Raw genomic sequence first — 18,338 nt, 5'->3', positions numbered from 1 at the left:
TGCACGCGCTAGTGTGCGCCGGACCGACATCCCATCCGATAACCGAAGGAGCCGTCGTGCTGCAGGGCGACAATCATCTTGACGGCCAGACCGAGGGTCGCGCGCCACGGATCGTACGATTCATGGGCGTCGACCTCGAACTGGCGCCGGACGTGCTCGTGCCGAGGGAGGAGACCGAACTCCTCGGGCGCAACGCAGCAGCGATCCTGACCGAGCGCGCCGGACCGGCGACCGTGATCGACATGTGCTGCGGATCCGGGAACCTCGCTCTGGGGATCGCCGCGGAGGTGCCGCTCGCGCGTGTCTGGGGTGCCGACCTCACCGACAGCACGGTCGCGCTTGCGCGGCGCAATGTCGAGCGCCTCTCGCTTGGAGACCGCGTCGTCATCCGCCAGGGCGACCTGTTCGCGGCCCTCGCGGGAGAGGACCTCGCGGGTGCCGTCGACATGATCGTCTGCAACCCGCCCTATATCTCGACATCCCGCCTGGAGGGCGACAGCGCGCATCTTCTCGCAAGCGAACCGCGGGAGGCGTTCGACGGCGGGCCCTACGGCATATCCATCCATCAGCGGCTGATCCGCGAAGCCGCCGCCTTCCTCAAGCCGGGCGGCTGGCTTCTCTTCGAGTTCGGAGAGGGACAGGATCGCCAGGCCACGGCGCTTCTCGCCCGAACGAAGGCCTATGAGGCCGTGACATTCGCCGAGGACTCGGCCGGAAAGCCACGAGTCGCACTGGCGCGCAGGCTGGGCGATGCAGCCGCAGCCGCCGCGGCTGACGGGGCAGACAGATGAGCGACATCCGTTCGCTCGCAGCCGAGGATATCCCGGCTGTCGCGCGGCTTTTCCAGAAGGTCTTCCGCAACAGCGCGGAGGAGCCGCCGCCTGCGTTCATCGAATATCTTCGGCAACTCTATATCGATGCCCCGGGCAACGACCCGGAAATACGCCCGCTCGTGTATAGCAACGATGACGGCCGGATTTCCGGCTTCGTCGGAGCGAACACTCTGGCCATGACATATCGCGGCAGGGCATTGCGCGCCGCCATCTGCGGCTCGCTGATGGTCGAAGGGCGCGAAAGCGATCCGATGGCCGGCGCGCGGCTGCTGAAAGCGTTCCTTGCAGGACCGCAGGACCTTTCTTTCAGCGAAACGGCGAGCGAAGTTTCGACGCAGATGTGGACGAAGCTGCGGGGCGTCGTGCTGCCGCAATACAGCCTCGACTGGGTACGCGTCATCCGGCCTGCATCCTTCGGCCTCGATCTGGTCGCGAGCCGGTTCGGACCCGCCCGCGCACTCCGGCCGCTGGCTCATGCATTCGACCGCCGCCATCGCGGCAAGTTGCGACGCGGCGAGCTGCGCTGGTCGGGCGTGCCCGAGGCCGCCACCCCCCAGGGACCGTTGCAGGTCGCCGACATCGACCGGCATGGCTTTGCCGAGCTCTTCGCACCATTGACCAGGCAGTTTGCCGTGCAGCCGGCCTGGACCGAGGGTCAGCTAGACCATATCCTCGAAGACGCGGAGAAGAAGCCGGAATTTGGCGAGCCGGTGCTTGCGGCCGTCAGGACGCGAAGTGGTGCGCCCGTCGGAGCGTTTTTCTACCACCTGCAGCCCGGCGGAACTGCCAGGGTTCTCCAGGTACTCGCCCAGCCGGGACAGGCCGGGCCGATCCTCGACTGCCTGATAGAGCACGCGGCCGCGCGCGGCGCCGCTGCTGTTCGCGGTCGAACCCAGCCGGCGCTGCTTGAGGCCATGATGGGCCGCCGTATCGGCTTCGTCCATGCCGCCTCGACCGTCGTCCACTCCCGCGAGGAGGAACTCGTCGACGCTTTCCGTCACGCACGAGGGTTCATCAACGGGCTGGCGGGGGAACACTGGAGCCGGCTGATCGGCGGCACGTTCAACCGGATCTAAAGCACTTCCAGGAAGGCGCAGCGGTCTTGCGTCCGGGGGTGCGCCGTTCGAAGTGCTCTAAATCACGATGATTTCAGGCCGGGTCGACCTAAAATCATCAAACAATCGCGGCGGGTATCCGGAATCTCAACAGGCCTCAGACTTGAAGCTGCTCGGCGAGCGGCTTTTGATAGACGACGATCCTGGCGTGATAGGGTACACGCTTGTAAAGATCGATGACGTCCTGGTTCACCAGCCGAACGCACCCTGACGAAACTGCCTTGCCGATCGATTTCCATTCCGGCGTGCCGTGCAGACGGTACAGCGTGTCCTGCCCGTTCTGGAAGATGTAGAGCGCGCGGGCACCCAAGGGATTGTCTATGCCGGGGGCCATGCCGCCATTTGCGACGGAGTATTTTTCGAGTTCCGGCCGGCGGGCGATCATATCGGCCGGAGGCTTCCACCGGGGCCAGGGCTGGCGCCAGTGTATGATCCCTTCGCCCTGCCAGGCGAAGCCCTCGCGCCCAATTCCGACGCCGTAGCGCATCGCCGTTCCGCCAGGCTCGATGAGGTAGAGGAACCGCCCGGGCGTGTCTACGACGACCGTCCCCGCCGGTTCGCCGGTGGGGTCCGGCACCCGCTGGCGAAAATATTTCGGATCCATCTCCCTATAGGGAACTGCCGGAATGAAATGTCCGCCATCTTCGACGGCAGCATATCTGGCTTCCAGTTCTGCATCGCTCGCCACCCCGATCGGGCGGCTCACCAGACGCGGCACGGGAGCGCGCTGGCCTTGCGGCGCAGAGGTCGAGCACCCCGCGACGGCTGCTGTTGCGGAGATCGCTCCCAGAAGAATCGTGCGTCGTCGTAATTGAATTTTGCTAAACATCTCAAGCAGGTACGAAGAGAGAAAAGGGGTCGGGTGTAGACGTGTAGCCGACTCGCCTGGATTGCCAAACTCACGGCCAATCACATGTGCGATATCTGCAGCATCGCGCGGAGGGTCGTCGGAGATTTAGAAGTGACGAAGTCGGCAGCCCGCCGACCCGGCCTGAAAGCATCGTGCCTAGGAATGCAGCTGCCGCGATCCCGCAGATCTGCGTATGGCGGCCGGCAGCGGCGCCGGCTGGCCGCAATAGACGGGGTAAAGCGTCGGCTCGGACAGAAGGAAGCCCTGCACATGCGTTGCGCCGGCCTTTTTGACGGCTTCGAGCTGTCCGTAGGTCTCGATGCCGTCGACGACCACCGTCGGCGCAACGCAGGAAGCGAGCCCCACCAAATGATGCAGGAACCCCTTGCTCCCGCCCTGGCCCTGGCCCCCGCTCTGGCCGCGGCCGATGAAGAATGCGTCCAGTTTCACGATGTCGACGGGGACGGACAACAGCGATTCCGGCGTCGAGTGACCCGTTCCGAAACTGTCCAGAGCGATTCTGTAGCCCAGTTCGCGCGCGCCTTCGATGAACTCCGCGGCCATCGGCAGGGTGGCCAGCGGCAGGCACTCCGTTATTTCGAGAACCAGGCGCGAGGCCATTTCCCGATTTCGCGAGAGCAGATCGTAGAGTTCCGACCAAGTGTTCTCGTCGAGAATGTTCCCGGCCGAGATATCGCAACCCAACACGCCTGACGGATTGCAGTCGAGCCACTCGAATGCGAGACCGAGCATGTATCGATCGAATGACGCAACGCGTCCCGACGCTTCGAGAAAAGCCGTGAATTCCTCGCTCGTCCTGACCGCTCCGTCACGTTCTACGAGTCTGCCGAGGCATTCCGAATAGAGCACCTCGCCCGTATCGCCGACCGCATTGACCTGCTGCAGCGAGAAGCCTATCCGCCCCTCCCGCATCGCTTGGGTCACGGCGCCGACGACACGGTCGAATCTTCTCAGATGTTCCATCCGGCGACGCGCCTCGCTCGGTCAGTTTTCGATCACGACGTCCTCATCGGGCGTCGTGTCGAGAAGGTGCTCACGAATATCGTCTATCTTCCCGACGGACGATCCGACGCCAAGCGTTTCCTTGACGTCCTCAAGTGTCGCATCCGTCACTTCGCCGCCATTCGTGAAGCTCGCAATCGCCTCGCGCAGCGCTTCATCGCTGAGAGCCGGATCGGTCGGAATGACGTCCGAGCCGAACTCCGCCTCGAACTCGGCATAGGCGATCGCATAGGCGGAGATTGCCGCCATCCGCGGATCGTTCGAGTTCAGGTAGGCGTGATAGTTCCGCCCGAGCGAGCTCAGCTTTGCCGTTTCGGCCCGCGGAGTCTTGGGCTTCGGCGTCGGGACAGCCTTTTCCGTGGCCCTGGCCTTGACGACCTTGCCGGACTTCCCGGACTTGCCGGTCGCCGCTTTTCCGGACTTCCTGCCATGTTTGAACAGGTCCTGGAGGAAGCGCGGCGTGCCCACGCGCTCGCCGCCCGATCTGCCCGAATCGGATCGGGCTTTCGCGTGGCTTCCGCTATTGCCGTGGCTTCCGCTCTTGCCGTGGCCGCCGCCATTGCCTTGGCCGCCGCCATTGCCGCCACCATTGCCGTTGCCGCCGCCACCATTGCCGCCACCGTTGCCATTGCCGCCCTTGGCGAATGCGATGTCCGACATGCCGGGTGCAAGGCCCGCCAGGGGAGCGCCTGCGAGCGCCAGCGCAATAAGACCTCGTCCGACGAATTTGGAAATAGGCATGAGGGCCTCCTATCGAAAGTCGCGGCCGTTGTTGCTGCGGCCGATTTTGTGCTGCAATTGATTAAGCGATAGCGTGCAACTGGTGCGGGTTCCACCGCCGCCGGACCAATGCGCCGGTTGATTGGACTTAGGTCCGTGGGCCCGGTCGTCAAAAGTCCCAAGATGCGCTATGACCAAGGGGTAAGGGATGGCGCGCGTTGACCGGCCGGCCGGAAATGCTAATTTGGCGGTTGCAAAGAACGCAGCAGTGCCGGCGACGAATTGAGCGGGCCATCGTGAGATCTCTCGTGCACGTCGACGACCTCATCAGACGGTGGAACTCTCAGCCGCTGGCGAAGCAGTTCCTCATTATCGGTGGCTCGGTAGCCGCTGCGGCGATGCTCGTCGTCGGCGCCTTCGTGACGAGCCTTATAGAGGACGCAGTGACGCGCAACTCCGCGGCCACCACGGCGCTCTATGTCGACAGCGTGATTGCGCCGCTCCTGCCTGACATGCAAACGACGCAGGTGCTCGACGATTCGGTGGCACGGGCGCTTGACGAAACGCTTGGGCAGGGCGCTTTGGGTGATCGGCTTGCGTCATTTCGCCTCTGGCGCGCCGACGGCACCGTACTCTATTCGAGCGACAAGGCCATGGTCGGTCAGAAGTATGAGCTGGGTCCGGAGCTGACGGCAGCATTCGACGGCGGCATGGTCGCTCGTTTCATGCCTCTCGACGAGGCCGACGGCGAGACGGAGCGCCTTTCGAGCAGTCCTCTCCTGGAGATCTACAATCCCCTTCTCCAACCCTGGTCCGGCGAGGTGGTCGCCGTCTCGGAGTTCCACGAGATTGCCGACGAATTCGAGCAGAGCCTCAATCGGGCGAGGCTTCACACGTGGCTCGCCGTTGCCGGCTTCACGCTCGCCTTCTTCATCGCCCTTTCGGCCATCGTCCTGCGCGGCAGCAGAACGATAGAGAAGCAGCGCCATGCGCTTGCGCAGCGCGTCGACGAGCTTTCGGCGCTGCTTGCGCAGAACGAGACACTGCGCGGGCGCCTGCGCCAGGCCTCCCAGCGAGCGACCGCGCTGAACGAGACCCTGTTGCGGCGGATCGGCGCCGATCTGCATGACGGGCCGGCGCAACTCGTGGCCTATGCTTCGCTGCGACTGGACAGCAACAAGCTTGTCAGCCCCAAGACGCCCGCCGAACTGCGCGAGCGTGAGATCGCCGCCATCAAGGGCAGCCTCGACGAGGCGATGAACGAGATCAGAACGCTGTGCAGCGGGCTGGTCCTGCCGCAGATAGAGACCGCCGGCCTGAGGAAAATTCTGGAGCGCTGCGTCCACGCCCATGAACAACGAACGGGAACCACCGTGGAGTTGTCGATGACCGACCCGCCCGAGCGCCTTTCGGCATCGGCGAAGATCTGCATATACCGTTTCGTGCAGGAAGCGCTTAACAATGCCTACCGTCACGGCGGCGGCATCGCGCAGCGCGTGACGCAGAGCACGAAGGGTGACAAGGTTACCGTCGAGGTTGCAGACGGCGGGCCGGGCTTCGATCCCAAAGACGTACGGCCGACGAGCCTCGGCCTCGCGGGCCTTGAAGGCCGGGTCGAGAGCCTCGGCGGAACATTCGAGATCAACCCCAACGCGCCCGGCACGATTGTCCGGATGTCGATCGGTTTTGAGGAAACGGAGCAGGCATGATGACGGGAATTCGAGTAGCCGTGGTCGATGACCACCCCTTGTTCAGGGAGGGTGTGACACGGAGCCTGTCGGAGATCGACGGGTTCGAGGTCGTCGCCGAAGGCGGGTCGCGGGACGAGGCGATCGCGATTGCGCAAAATTTCAACCCTGATGTGATGCTGCTCGACATCTCCATGCCGGGCGGCGGGCTGAACGCCATTCCGGCGATCCTGAGCGTCGCGCCCTCACAAAGGATCGTCATGCTGACCGTTTCCGAGGCGAATGACGACGTCGCTGCAGCTCTCAAGGAGGGCGCGAAGGGTTACATTCTCAAGGGGATCGGTGCGAGGGCGCTGGCGGACGTCATTCGCACTGTGGCCTCAGGCGAGAGCTATGTCGCCCCCACCCTTTCCGCCAAGCTGCTGACGGGCCAGCTGGCCAATCCCGCACCGGCCAAATCCAACCTCGTTGCCGAGCTGACGCGGCGCGAACAGGAGGTCCTTCACCTCGTCGCCTCGGGAATGAGCAACAAGCAGATTGCCCGAAAGCTCGATCTGCACGAGAAAACGGTGAAACATCACATGACGCAGATCATGGCGAAGCTCGACGTCGCCAACCGGACGGAGGCCGCCATGGTGCTGCGCGACGCGCTCGACTGGCGTCCGGTCAGTCAATGAAGGAGAGAAGCCGTCTCCGGTCGGCCGACGTTGCCCGCCGGTTGACAATAGTGCGCCCGCGCGAATCCTTCATGATGTAACGGGCGTCTTCGATCACCTCGCTGATGCCGTCCCGGTGACGTACGCGCAGGATGGAGCCGCCCCCTTCCACGGACGTCGTTGCTCTTCCGCTTGCCCGGCCGGAATTCGAATTGCCGCCGCCCTTACCGTTTCCGCCGCCGCCCCCGTTTCCGCCGCCGTTGCCACCGCCTCGTCCGCCGCCATTGCCACCGCCTCGTCCGCCGCCGCCACCGCCGCCACCACCGCCGCGCCCGCCGCCGCTACCACCTCCCTTGGCGAGAGCGGATTGCGGTTCCAGTTCAATGCCTGAGCCCGACAGCGCGATTTTGTAAGGCGATACGGCGATGGGAAGGCCGACCGAAACCCAGCACAGTGCTGCAAGAAAGTTTCGACGCGTGACCATCACGCTCCTCCTGAAGAGTTTTTACCGGGATGCGCCTGATCGCGGTCTCGCGAATGCCTTGACGCTATCACCTACCGTCGGCGTCGCCGCCGACCCGACAACAGTCCACCGGGAAAGCCCGACATTCGCTTTCGCCGGCTGTTGCGCCATCTTTGGTCACGGTCTGACCGGTGCGTCAACTGCAATCGGGGTGTCTCAGACGTTTCGCTTTCGCCGGCCGGACGATTGTCCGATATGATTCGGACCAAAGTCCGACGACGGGCGGGTGGCCAGGCGAAAGCCGTACTGCAGCCTCCCGAACGAGAGGCTGCAGGAAGGGATATCCATGCGGTTGCCATCGCGCAACCTGGCCGGGCCATGGTGGCGCTGCGGCCGGCCGACGCGGCCGGATCAGGCCGCCCGCACGCCCGCTTTCATCGGGATTTCGATGTCGACTTCGAGCGTGGTGACGTGCTCGCCGCGTTCCATCGTGACGTTGACCTTGTCGCGGTCGACCTGGACATGCTTGGCGATGACCGCGAGAATTTCTTCCCGGAGCACCGCCACGAGGTCCGACTGGCCGACCGACGCCCGCTCATGCGCCAGCAGCACCTGCAGGCGCTCGCGCGCCGTCGGCGCCGAGGTCTGCTTACTGAAGAAACGGAAAATGCTCATGCTGCCCTCCGTCCGAATATCTTGCCCAGGAAGCCGCGCTTCTCGCCGGGAATGGTCATCGGCACCGTTTCCCCCGCAAGGCGGCGCGCGGCATCCAGATAGGCGCGTGCCGGAGCGCTGCTGCTGTCGGCGAGCGTCACCGGGGCACCGAGGTTGGAAGCCTTGAGAACGTCCATGCTCTCGGGAACGATTCCGATGAGCGGGATGGACAGGATCTCGAGAACGTCATCGACCTTGAGCATGTCGCCGCGCTCGGCGCGGACGGCGTCGTAGCGCGTCAGCAGCAGGTGCTTCTCGACCCGCTCTCCGCGCTCTGCCCTTTCCGTCTTGGCATCGAGGAGGCCGATGATGCGATCGGAGTCGCGGACCGAGGAGACTTCCGGATTGGTGACGATGACGGCGAGGTCGGCGTGGCGCATCGCGAGCGTCGCGCCGCGCTCTATCCCGGCCGGGCTGTCGCAAATGATCCAGTCGAAATGTTTCTTGAGCTCTTCCATCACCCGCTCGACGCCCTCGGGGGTCAGGCTGTCCTTGTCGCGGGTCTGCGATGCCGGCAGCAGGAAGAGGGTGTCGAGCCGTTTGTCGCGGATCAGCGCCTGCGGCAGCTTCGCATCGCCCTGGATCACGTTGACGAGGTCGTAGACGACCCGGCGCTCGGCGCCCATGACGAGGTCGAGATTGCGCAGCCCGACGTCAAAATCGACGACGACCGTTTTCTCGTTGCGCTGCGCCAGCGCCGCACCCAGTGCGGCGGTTGACGTCGTCTTGCCGACGCCGCCCTTTCCAGATGTAACTACAACTACTTTCGCCATCTTCCCGCTCCTGTTGTCAGAGCGGGAGGAAAACTGTGAGCGGTTTCCGCCCGCATCCCCGCTCTAATTCTATAAATCAGCCGGCGACCGGCTCAGTTCAGTCTTTCTGCCATGATCGAATCGCCTTCCAGCCACAGCTGGACCGACTGCCCTCGCAGATTGGGGGCCATGTCCTCGGCCGTCTTGTAGACGCCGTCGATTGCCAGCAGTTCCGCTTCGAGCCGGCGGCAGAAGATGCGCGCAGACGCGTTTCCGACCGAGCCTGCCAGCGCCCGCCCTCGAAGCGTCCCGTAGATATGGACCGAACCTCCTGCGACGATCTCCGCGCCGGATGCGACGGAGCCGACCACCGTCACGTCGCCTTCCGGGAAGATGACCGACTGTCCGGACCGGACCGGTTCCCGGACGATGATCGATGCCGTCGCGCGAACCGGCTGAACGTCCTCCGATGTCACCGGCGCAGCGGCCTTTCCCTTGCCGGCCTTCGGCGGATCGGCCGGATCGGCCTCGGGCACTTCGAAATCGGGAGCCGGCCGGCCGCCCTTCATGGCAGGCGGCATCCCGGGCTCGAAAAGCGAGGGACGTCCGCCTTCGATCCCCATGACCCTGACATTGCGCTGGCCGAGCTCGTCGAGCAGGCTCTTCAACTGTTTCCGGTCGATCTCGAGATCCGCCACGTCGAGCACCACCGGGCGCCCCAGGAAGAAGCCCGCCGAACGCGAAGCGAGGTCATCGAGCCGGCCAAGCCACCAGTCGAGCGGCAGTTCCGGGGAAAGCACCAGCGCCAGGAAGGAGCGGCCCTTGATGCGGATCGAGCGAGCGTCTGTTAGCACTTTGGTCATCTTCGTTAATTTTTGGTTGCCAAGATGTAGGCGAGCCATGGTTAACAAACAGTTAACCGGGCCTCCTTCTTTGCCTGATCTTCGGTCCGTTTCGCCCCTGCACGACGTGAAGATTTCCGTCACGCGCAAGACCGTCCTGCCCAAGATGAGGCTCGACGGAACCGGCGACCAGTTCTAGGCAGCATGGTGACGAGGGGAGCTTGCACAGGGCTGACGAAGGCGGGATTCCCATGCGGGAAGAATTGACCGCTGCCTCAGAAATCGGGGGGAGAGAAACCCTGTGAACCTCTCCCCCCGCACTTCTCAGGGCTTGCCTCCAGGTCAATCCGGACGCCTTGCCCTGGCCTGGATGAAGGCGTCTGTGTCCCAGATTGGAAACTCCTCCTCCGCCTCCGGAAAGCCGATATCGCGGCGCATCCGATTCGACAGGTGAGAGATCTGGTTTTGTACCTGACGGCGCCTCCATGCGGCCGACATCAGTGCCCGTGCGGTCTTCCAGACGCCGAATTTGCGGTAAAGCTCATCGGCCGCCGCCGCGAGGGGTTCGACAACTATTGCTTGTGGTTCACGCATGACTGTCCGTCCCGGCGCGGTGATGCAGCCAGGTCCTTTCGAGGATCAAAAGACGTGCGGATGCGGAACGCAACAATGCGAACAATTGTCCCGTCAGCCGGTCACGTCAGTTAAAAGGGAAGCGCCAAATGGCGGAGATGCGGGCTTGAGGCCCTCAGATCAGTAGCGGCTGAAGCCAGATGCGCGTCGCATCGAAGGCACGATAGCCGTTCCGCCACAGAGGCGCACAAACACGAGATTGGAATTCATCTTACGCCTCCTCTGATTTGAATTGCGGATGGGGTGATCCTCGCACGAGACCGGCCGATCGGCAAGTACTCAATTTCGAATTGCAATCGGTGCTTCATCCCTGTTGCGGGAATACAACAGTCTTCCCATGAGAAGGCGCATCCGTGCGGCAGGGCACGTCGTTCAACTGCATCTATTATTGCTTGGCGAGACTCATGTTACGCTAACGGCGCATCTCCGGTTGAACGCAGGGCGGCCGCTTCTCTACTCGCCGTCGTGCAGTCAATCGAAGATGATCGTCAGCAGCGGAGAAAACATCATGAACCGCAACGTTATCATTGGCATTATCGTGCTCGCGATTATCATTCTCGCGGTCATATTCTTCATGCCCGGGACGGCTGAAACGCCCCCGGCGACTGAAACGACTCCCCCCGCGACGACGGAGCCCGCGCCCACAGAACCGGCACCGGCACCGACGACACCTGCACCCTCTCAATAAAGCCGGCCGATCGCACGCCCCGTTCAGGGACGGGGCGTGCGATCGGATTCTTACTCGATCTCCTCGACCGGCTGCACCAGCTGCGGCCCCAGATGCAGGTAGCGCGTGGCCTTGCGCTTGGCGGCAATATCCGCCCAGACGCGCTCAACCTGAGCCGCGCCCAGATTTGCCGCGCGTCCGACCTCGTCGGCGCTGAGCCCGTTGTTGAGGCCGAAGAGGCACAGATCCATTCGGTCATAAGGCAGCGAGAAATAGAACTCTTCCTGCGTCTGCTCGAGCGAATAGGTGTCGGTGGTCGGCGGCCGACGCCGGATTTCCTCGGGAACGCCGAGATAACCGGCAAGCGCATAGACCTGCGACTTGTAAAGATGGGCGATCGGCTTGACGTCCGCCGCGCCATCGCCGTTCTTGACGAAGAAGCCCTGATCGTATTCCAGCCTGTTCGGCGTGCCGAGCACGGCGAAGTTCAGCCGGTCGGCATGGTAGTATTCGATCTGCTTGCGGGTGCGCTGCTTCATGTTCGTCGCGGCGACGATGCCGAGATAGACGGAAGGCGGCATGCGCAGCTTCGTCTGCTTCCCCTCGGGATCCTGCACCACGAGCGAGGAAATGTTGTAGCCGTTACCTTCGAGGGCACTGGCGATGACGATCTTCGACGCCCAGCCCGGCCCGTAATCCGGGACGAGTTCGCGAATGAAGGCGTCACGCCGCTGATAGCAGCCCATGGCGTCGAGCGTCGGTCCGATGTCCTCGACCACCGCCTCGACACCGAACGTCTCGGCGACCAGCCGGCCGAGGTGCAGGCTTTCCGGATCGGAATCGTTTTCCGGCATGAAGAGACAGAAGACGTTCTTCGCACCGACGGCGCGCACGGCCAGCGCGACCGAGACGCTCGAATCGATGCCGCCGGAAAGGCCGAGGACGAGGCCGCGTTTGCGCAGGCTGCGCAACTGGGCCCGCAATCCGGCAACTATACGTTCGGCTTCCGCAGCTTCGTCGATTTTCAGCGTGTCGGCCGAGAAGACGAGCCTGTTCTGGTCCGGTCGGATATTCATTCTGCGGGCTCCAATGTTTCGGCCGCAAGGCGGCGGCTGACTTTTCCTGTATCCGTCTTCGGCAATTCGGTGCGGAATTCGACGATCTTCGGCACCATGAAATCCTCGAGATGGCGGCTGCAATGACGGATGATGTCCTTCTCCGTCAGCGTCGGGTCCGACAACACGACGAGAGCGCCGATCGCGGCCCCAAGCACCGGATCGGGAACACCGATGACCACGGCCTCGGCAATTCCGGGATGCGCATGCAGCACGGTCTCGACCTCCTTGGGCGCCACCTTTTCGCCGCGCGTCTTGATGATGTCGTCCTTGCGGCCGACGAAATAGAGGAAACCCTCCTCGTCGGTACGGAACAGGTCACCGGTGTGAAGCACCTTTTCCCATGGATTAGGGCCGGGGCGGAGCATGCGCTCGGTCGCGGCGTCATTGCGCCAGTAGCCCTGCATCACATGCGGGCCGCGAATGACCAGTTCGCCAGGTACACCGGGCGGTACCCGGTCTCCCTCGTCATCGACCACGAAGGCTTCGGTGTTCGGTATCGCGATCCCGACGGAACCCGGCCGCCGGTCGAGCTCTTCCGGCGGCAGATAGGTGCAGCGTTTGCATTCCGTCAGTCCGTACATGGAATAGAGCCGGGCGCCCGGGAAAAGCTCCCTCAGGCGGGCAATATGCGCCGGCGGCAGTGCTGCCGCGGTGTTGGAGAGAAAACGAAGGCTCGGGAGAAAGCCGGGTTCGAGGTCACGCATCTGCAAGATCATTGCCGCCATGGTCGGCACCAGCGGGAAGCCGGTAACCCCTTCGGTCCGGATACGGTCGAAGATCGCCTGCGGGAAGGCGAATGACTTTTCGAGTACGAGCGTCGCGCCGAGCCGGATCGCCATCAGCAGCTGATAGAGCCCGTAGTCGAAGGCGAGCGGCAGCACGTTCAGGATGATGTCGTCAGGCGTGTTCTGGAGATAGGAGGTGATCGACTCCGAAGCCGCATCGATATTGCGATGCGTCATCATCACGCCCTTGGGACGGCCCGTCGACCCCGAGGTATAGATCAGCATGCCGAGGTCGACGTCGATGCCGCCGTGGCGGACGGGTGCGGGCGCAACCGTCAGGCACTCCTCAAAGGAAGCGGCACCGTCCGGGATGCGGCCCCCCGGAGCCGCGGTCGAGGCGACGAATGGCGCATGGCCCCGAGCAAGCGCCAGCGCCTCGGCAACGACCGGCATCAGCTTGGCCTGCGTCAGGATAGCCGCCGCCTCGCAATCGGCGACGATATAGGCAAGCTTGTCCGCCTTGGTCGAAGCATTGATCGGGCTGAAGGTCGCACCGGCCTTGAGGATCGCGAAGATCGCGACGGCCGCCTCCCAGCAATTGTCCATGAAGACGAGAACCCGGTCGTTCCGCTTCACGCCGCTTTCGGCAAGAGCGGCGGCGAGGCGGCTCGAAAGATCGTCGAGTTCGGCATAGCCCAGCCGCCGGCGATCGGTGACCAGCGCCGTCTTTGCCCCGTTTGCCGCGGCGTTCCTGATGAGGAATTGCTCGAACCGCATGATGGTGATGCCCCCGCCCTTCGCCGCTTACGCCGAGACCGGCACGGCGGCTTTCGCTTCGATGAACGCCGAAATCCGCGCGAGCGAGTCGAGATTTTGCGGGACGATGTCGGCATCGGCCATCACGATCCCGAAATCGTCTTCGATGAAGGCCACCAGTTCCAGAACGCCGGTCGAATCGATGATGTCGTTCTCGATCAGCGAAGCGTCGTCGGCGAGTTCGTATGCGCTGTCGCCGAAGAGAAAGTTCTCGATGACGAATGCCTTGACCTTGTCCTTAATCGCTTGGGTCATTCCACTTTCCTTTTCTCCAAGGGTTTTTACGCGGCCTCAGCCTTGCGAAGGCTGGTGCCGGTGAATGTCTGCAGCCAGAGTTGCGTCGAGAGGACGCCGACGAAGGCCGCGTTGTCGCGGAAACCGGAGGCCGGGCGCGACTGGCATTTCTCGTAGAGTTTCGTTACCGCTTTGGCGTTGAAGAGCCCACCGGCGGCGACCGCGTCCTCGCTCATGGCCGACCGCACGTAATCGAGTTCGCCCGCGCCGCTGAAGGAGTGGCTGTCCGGAGCGCGATAGGGCTGCTTCGTCCGCCGGCCGATCGCCGGCGGCAGCAGATCTTTCGTCGCTTCGCGCAGGATATGCTTCTCGACGAGCCCTCTGAGTTTCATGTCCGGCGGCAGCTTTGCGGCGAATTCGACGAGGCGGTGGTCGAGGAACGGGAAACGGCCCTCGATCCCATGCGCCATCGCCATGCGGTCGCCCTGGCTCGAGAGAATATATCCGGGCAGCAGGAAGCGGCTTTCGAGATATTGGGCCTGATGCAGCGGATGCCAGCGGCCAAAGGCGGCGGGGAGCCGGCTGACCAATTCTTCCGCCGCATCATAACCCTTGAGTTCGGCGCGCAGATCCGAGGAGAAGAACATCTTGGTTGCCGCCGTGCCCTTGAGGCGTGGCCGATGCGAAAAGAGCGGGTCGTCGAGAGCAACGTCGCCGGCGCCGAAAAAGGCGGCGAGGTACTCGGCCGACTGCTGCTGCAAACCGGGCAGATAGGGGTAGAGCTTGCGGAAGAGGTGCGGCCTGAGGCGCGAGCCGGGCTGCCGGCCGCAGAAGCGGCGGACGCGCGCTTCCTTGAAGATATCGTAACCGGCGAACACCTCGTCGGCGCCCTCGCCCGTCAGCACCACTTTCAGACCCGCTTCCCGCACCAGGCCGGACAATTTGTAGAGCGGTGCGGGCGCCGTGCGGATGATCGGCTTCTCCGTAAAGCGGATGACATCGGGAAAGTCCCTGGCGATGTCGCCGGCGCGGCATGCGACAGCCCTGTGCTCGGTTCCGAGTGCCGCTGCCATCTCCTCCTGGAAGGCGCTTTCGTCATGCTCCGCGCTGTCGAAGGTGACGGAGAAGGTGCGCAAGCCTTGGGACGTCATCCCGGCCGCCAACGCCGAGATTATGGACGAATCGAGGCCGCCGGAAAGATAGGCGCCGACGGGCACGTCGGCCCGCATGCGGATCCGCGTCGCGTCCGTCAGGAGCGCGCGCAGTTCGTCCGCAGCGCGGCTTTCCTCCGCGTAGGCAGAGCGCTCGTCGCGGTCCGGATAATCGAGCTGCCAATAGGGCCGTGTCGTGATGCCGTTCTGATCGGCGATCATCAGATGCCCGGGCTCGAGCTCGTGGATGTCACGGAAGGGTGTGCGCGGCGCGATCGGGGCCCACAGGGTGAATATCTGGTCGAGCGCGATCGGGTCGATCTCTGCGGAGACCCCCGGAACTTCGAGGAGCGCCTTGACCTCGGATGCGAAATAGAGCGTGCCGCCTTTCAACGTGTGGAACAGTGGACGCACACCCATGCGGTCGCGCGCGAGCACCATCCGGCGTAGGCGTGCGTCCCAGATCGCAAAGGCGAAGTCGCCGTTGAGGAGGGAAAGACAGTCCGCGCCCATCTCTTCGTAAAGATGGAGGATCACCTCCGTATCGCTGGAGGTGCGGAAACGGCGGCCCCTGGCGCGCAGGTCGTCGCGCAACTCCACATAGTTGAAGATTTCGCCGTTGAAGGCGATCGTCAGCTCGCCGCTCGGGTCGGACATCGGCTGCTGGCCGTCCCCGAGCCCCACAATCGATAGCCGAACATGACCGAGGCCCGCACCCGGCACGGTGAAGAGCCCACGCTCGTCCGGCCCGCGGTGGCCGATCGCGGCCGTCATCCTCTCGAGAAGGGGCTTACCGTCCCGTATTGAACCAAAATACCCGCCGAGTCCGCACATGCCTATTCGCTCTCACGCCCGCAATGACACCCTAAATATAGACTGAATACCGGCGAGAATAGTTAATCAGCGGGGCTTTTTTCAATAATGGTAAATTGTCTTCTTGACCTCGATAATAATCACCGCATCCTTGCCCGCCTAATATTCACATTTACTTTGATACGTTTTTACGCATATTTTACTAAAATTGGACGCACCAACAAATCATGCAATCTTAACGGATGGATAACGGGACCGCGCGCCGCCCAGGTTCTTTCACATTGCAGGAGTCGAGGCGTGGAACCGCGCAGTTTCCATTTTGTTAAGAAAAAGCGTCCAATCTTAACGTTTGAGCTGCACATCTCGGAGCACATGATGAGCTACGATTGGACCGGCGAGCGGACACGTCGGATGAAGATGATGAGATATGCGATCGCCATTGCCCTCGCCCTTGGGCTTATCGCCGGCGCGGCATCCTGGACGCTGCAGACCATCTAGGCCCGAGCGAGCGCCACTGCATGTTTCTATTGATCGTAGCCGATCAAAGGACAAACATGCAGTACCTCAAAGTGCTACAGCGACTTTTCGGAGGACTGCAATCTCTCCTCCGTTCTCGTCCCTTTGCTCGTCACAGGTATGAGAACAGCGCCGCGTCTGCGGCGCGGGAAGCGTTCTTTCAGCCCAAGGACTTGGTCTGGCTGGATTCCTGTGACAAGCACAGGAATGAGGCGATCAAACAAACCGCGGCGGGTGGCCGAAACTCAACAGGACTTAGGCCGTCGCGCATTCGGCTTGCCCGGCAGGCAAACGCGCCCGATACATCTTTTCTAACTCGAATTGAGTAAACGCTAAACCTTGACGCGAGCGCGCCCCGGGAGTGAAATCCGGGTTGAGGCGTATGCCTTGAGGCCGACCGCCGAATGCTATTGAGGAGGCGGCCTCACCAGTTTCGAGGGGACGATAGGTGGACCCCGCCGCATAACCGATCAGCAGCAGCGCGGGTTCACCTATCGGGTCAGGCCAGTTCGAGGCATACCACGACGCTATATTTTCACGTTTTGCGTAATGGCGCGGGAACAAAGCAGTTCCTTGCGTGTTCTTCGACGCAGCCGCGTGGAGGGTCGAATGCAGAGAAAATTCATGCCGACGGACGTATTCCTGCGCCTCGAGAAGGAATGGCAGCACATGCGCCATGCAAAGCACAATCTCGAGATCGAGGCCGTTCCTGCGAACGATCAGCGCATCGACGGTATCAATGAACTGGAGCCCTCCGCGATTCCGCGGAACGCGCATAGGAGCTAGTCCGCTTCGTCCCCCAGATTACCGATCATCGCGTTCCACTATCGACGATCCGAAATTCCGCCATATCGGGCGGCACCACCGCGCCCGCCGAAACACCAGCAGTCCGCCGGGCAGCGTCACGGTGATCGAATTCAGGCACCACGACCAGAATTTCACCGTGCTCGGAGCCAGCCTCCCGATCCTTCCACGTCTTTAACGGCACCGCGCTCACGACTTCGTGGCTGCAGAGTAGCGCCGCAGGGGTTAATATCCCGCCCCATGAGCCACAGGCTTCAGAGCTTCAGGCCGAAGGGAGCGAGCGATGACCTTCACGCGGCGCGCAGTCGTTCAGGGGCTAGGTATCGGTATGTCGCTGCCGCTCATGCCGCGGGCGTGGGGCCAGGCTGCCGACCTCACGACGCGGGTCATACCGAAGAGCAAAGAAGCGCTGCCGCTGGTCGGCCTCGGCACCTGGATCACTTTCAACGTCGGAGACGACCCCGTCCTGATGGACGAATGTGCCGCCGTGATCGCTGCCTTCTTCGAAGGCGGCGGTCGGATGATCGATTCCTCGCCGATGTACGGATCGTCCCAGCCGACCATCGGCTACGGCCTCCGTAAGCTCGGACATCCGAAGCGGCTCTTCTCGGCGGAAAAGGTCTGGATATCGGACCCCGGCGAAGGCGCGGCCCAGATCGAGGTATCGAAGGAATACTGGGGCGTCGAGAAATTCGATCTCATGCAGGTTCACAATCTCGTCTCCTGGGAAGAGCACCTGCCCGCGCTCTTCGACATGAAGGCGGCAGGCCGGCTGCGCTATGTCGGCATCACCACCTCGGAGGGGCGCAGGCACCGCGAGATCGAGCAGGTCATGGCGACCCGGCCGATCGATTTCGTCCAGGTCACCTACAATATCCTCGACCGCGAGGCGGAGGAGCGCATCTTGCCGCTGGCGCAGGAGAAGGGCATTGCCGTGATCGTCAACCGGCCGTTCCGACAGGGCGATCTGATCCGACAGGTCGAAGACGAACCGTTGCCGGCTTGGCTTGCCGAGACCGGGGCCCGCAGCTGGGCGCAGTTTCTCCTCAAGTTCATCATTTCGCATCCGGCGGTCACCTGCGCAATCCCCGCGACTACGCGCGTCGACCATGTACGGGAGAACCTGGAGGCTACCAGAGGCATCCTGCCCGACGAGAAGTTGCGCCGCCGCATGGCCGCCTATGTGGAGGCGCTGTGAAGCACGA

19 protein-coding genes are annotated in these 18,338 nt (G+C 63.0%); 6 read left to right on the top strand and 13 right to left on the bottom strand.

Annotation, left to right across the window (positions count from 1 at the left end):
- The first annotated feature begins 56 nt into the window (after positions 1 to 56).
- Together CN933_RS12410 and CN933_RS12405 are read left to right on the top strand one after the other, a co-directional pair.
- On the top strand, positions 57 to 791 hold the full coding sequence (locus CN933_RS12410) for a N5-glutamine methyltransferase family protein (protein WP_026169049.1): 735 nt from the start codon (positions 57 to 59) through the stop codon (positions 789 to 791).
- Positions 788 to 1,909 (top strand): GNAT family protein, encoded by a 1,122-nt coding sequence (locus CN933_RS12405; protein ID WP_102761675.1) that lies wholly within the window; start codon positions 788 to 790, stop codon positions 1,907 to 1,909. Before CN933_RS12410 ends, CN933_RS12405 begins: the two co-directional genes overlap by 4 nt.
- A 136-nt stretch (positions 1,910 to 2,045) precedes the next feature.
- Here CN933_RS12405 and CN933_RS12400 read toward each other — a convergent pair whose 3' ends face one another.
- The 3 genes from CN933_RS12400 to CN933_RS12390 form a co-directional block, all read right to left on the bottom strand.
- Positions 2,046 to 2,777 (bottom strand): L,D-transpeptidase, encoded by a 732-nt coding sequence (locus CN933_RS12400; protein ID WP_102761674.1) that lies wholly within the window; start codon positions 2,775 to 2,777, stop codon positions 2,046 to 2,048.
- A gap of 177 nt (positions 2,778 to 2,954) precedes the next feature.
- Positions 2,955 to 3,782, bottom strand: coding sequence for an EAL domain-containing protein (locus tag CN933_RS12395; RefSeq protein ID WP_102761673.1), 828 nt, complete (start codon positions 3,780 to 3,782; stop codon positions 2,955 to 2,957).
- 21 nt (positions 3,783 to 3,803) lie between these two features.
- Positions 3,804 to 4,562: a hypothetical protein gene (locus CN933_RS12390; protein ID WP_102761672.1), complete on the bottom strand. Its 759-nt coding sequence runs from the start codon at positions 4,560 to 4,562 to the stop codon at positions 3,804 to 3,806.
- A 275-nt stretch (positions 4,563 to 4,837) separates the two neighbouring features.
- On the opposite strand from CN933_RS12390, the gene CN933_RS12385 reads away from it, so the two are divergent.
- On the top strand, positions 4,838 to 6,250 hold the full coding sequence (locus CN933_RS12385) for a sensor histidine kinase (protein ID WP_018099065.1): 1,413 nt from the start codon (positions 4,838 to 4,840) through the stop codon (positions 6,248 to 6,250).
- Positions 6,247 to 6,906 (top strand): LuxR C-terminal-related transcriptional regulator, encoded by a 660-nt coding sequence (locus CN933_RS12380; RefSeq protein ID WP_102761671.1) that lies wholly within the window; start codon positions 6,247 to 6,249, stop codon positions 6,904 to 6,906. The genes CN933_RS12385 and CN933_RS12380 overlap by 4 nt, the downstream gene beginning before the upstream one ends.
- Here CN933_RS12380 and CN933_RS12375 read toward each other — a convergent pair.
- The 9 genes from CN933_RS12375 to asnB all read right to left on the bottom strand — a co-directional run bounded on the left by CN933_RS12375 (position 6,896) and on the right by asnB (position 15,834).
- Positions 6,896 to 7,369: a hypothetical protein gene (locus CN933_RS12375; protein ID WP_102761670.1), complete on the bottom strand. Its 474-nt coding sequence runs from the start codon at positions 7,367 to 7,369 to the stop codon at positions 6,896 to 6,898. The genes CN933_RS12380 and CN933_RS12375 overlap by 11 nt on opposite strands.
- 390 nt (positions 7,370 to 7,759) lie before the next feature.
- Entirely contained in the window at positions 7,760 to 8,023 is a 264-nt protein-coding gene (gene minE, locus CN933_RS12370; RefSeq protein WP_003526351.1) for a cell division topological specificity factor MinE, read from the bottom strand.
- The gene (gene minD / locus CN933_RS12365; RefSeq protein ID WP_003526353.1) at positions 8,020 to 8,835 is read right to left on the bottom strand and encodes a septum site-determining protein MinD; all 816 of its coding nucleotides are present in this window, start codon (positions 8,833 to 8,835) and stop codon (positions 8,020 to 8,022) included. The genes minE and minD overlap by 4 nt, the downstream gene beginning before the upstream one ends.
- A 92-nt stretch (positions 8,836 to 8,927) precedes the next feature.
- The gene (gene minC, locus CN933_RS12360) at positions 8,928 to 9,677 is read right to left on the bottom strand and encodes a septum site-determining protein MinC (protein ID WP_018099068.1); all 750 of its coding nucleotides are present in this window, start codon (positions 9,675 to 9,677) and stop codon (positions 8,928 to 8,930) included.
- Positions 9,678 to 9,998: 321 nt separating this feature from the next.
- A complete protein-coding gene (locus CN933_RS12355) occupies positions 9,999 to 10,250 on the bottom strand; it encodes a YjiS-like domain-containing protein (RefSeq protein ID WP_102761669.1) in 252 nt (83 codons plus the stop codon).
- 777 nt (positions 10,251 to 11,027) lie between these two features.
- The gene (gene nadE, locus CN933_RS12345) at positions 11,028 to 12,032 is read right to left on the bottom strand and encodes an NAD(+) synthase (RefSeq protein WP_102761668.1); all 1,005 of its coding nucleotides are present in this window, start codon (positions 12,030 to 12,032) and stop codon (positions 11,028 to 11,030) included.
- Positions 12,029 to 13,576: a class I adenylate-forming enzyme family protein gene (locus tag CN933_RS12340; RefSeq protein ID WP_102761667.1), complete on the bottom strand. Its 1,548-nt coding sequence runs from the start codon at positions 13,574 to 13,576 to the stop codon at positions 12,029 to 12,031. The genes nadE and CN933_RS12340 overlap by 4 nt, the downstream gene beginning before the upstream one ends.
- Before the next feature lie 27 nt (positions 13,577 to 13,603).
- A complete protein-coding gene (locus CN933_RS12335) occupies positions 13,604 to 13,870 on the bottom strand; it encodes an acyl carrier protein (protein WP_010976177.1) in 267 nt (88 codons plus the stop codon).
- A gap of 26 nt (positions 13,871 to 13,896) precedes the next feature.
- Complete coding sequence (asnB, locus tag CN933_RS12330) at positions 13,897 to 15,834, bottom strand: asparagine synthase (glutamine-hydrolyzing) (protein WP_102761666.1); 1,938 nt, start codon at positions 15,832 to 15,834, stop codon at positions 13,897 to 13,899.
- A 354-nt stretch (positions 15,835 to 16,188) separates the two neighbouring features.
- Here asnB and CN933_RS32230 point away from each other — a divergent pair, with 354 nt between their 5' ends.
- Positions 16,189 to 16,311 carry a hypothetical protein gene (locus tag CN933_RS32230; RefSeq protein ID WP_013850378.1) on the top strand — a complete coding sequence of 41 codons (123 nt, stop codon included), beginning with the start codon at positions 16,189 to 16,191 and terminating at the stop codon, positions 16,309 to 16,311.
- Between the two features lie 273 nt (positions 16,312 to 16,584).
- Here CN933_RS32230 and CN933_RS31485 read toward each other — a convergent pair whose 3' ends face one another.
- Positions 16,585 to 17,106, bottom strand: coding sequence for a hypothetical protein (locus CN933_RS31485; RefSeq protein ID WP_180980708.1), 522 nt, complete (start codon positions 17,104 to 17,106; stop codon positions 16,585 to 16,587).
- Between the two features lie 310 nt (positions 17,107 to 17,416).
- On the opposite strand from CN933_RS31485, the gene CN933_RS12315 reads away from it, so the two are divergent.
- Positions 17,417 to 18,331 (top strand): aldo/keto reductase, encoded by a 915-nt coding sequence (locus CN933_RS12315; RefSeq protein WP_102761664.1) that lies wholly within the window; start codon positions 17,417 to 17,419, stop codon positions 18,329 to 18,331.
- Positions 18,332 to 18,338: the final 7 nt, after the last annotated feature.

The sequence above is a fragment of the Sinorhizobium sp. M4_45 genome, assembly GCF_002885915.1.
Taxonomy (GTDB): Bacteria; Pseudomonadota; Alphaproteobacteria; order Rhizobiales; family Rhizobiaceae; genus Sinorhizobium; species Sinorhizobium meliloti_A.
This window is presented reverse-complemented; position numbering and strand designations above follow the sequence as displayed.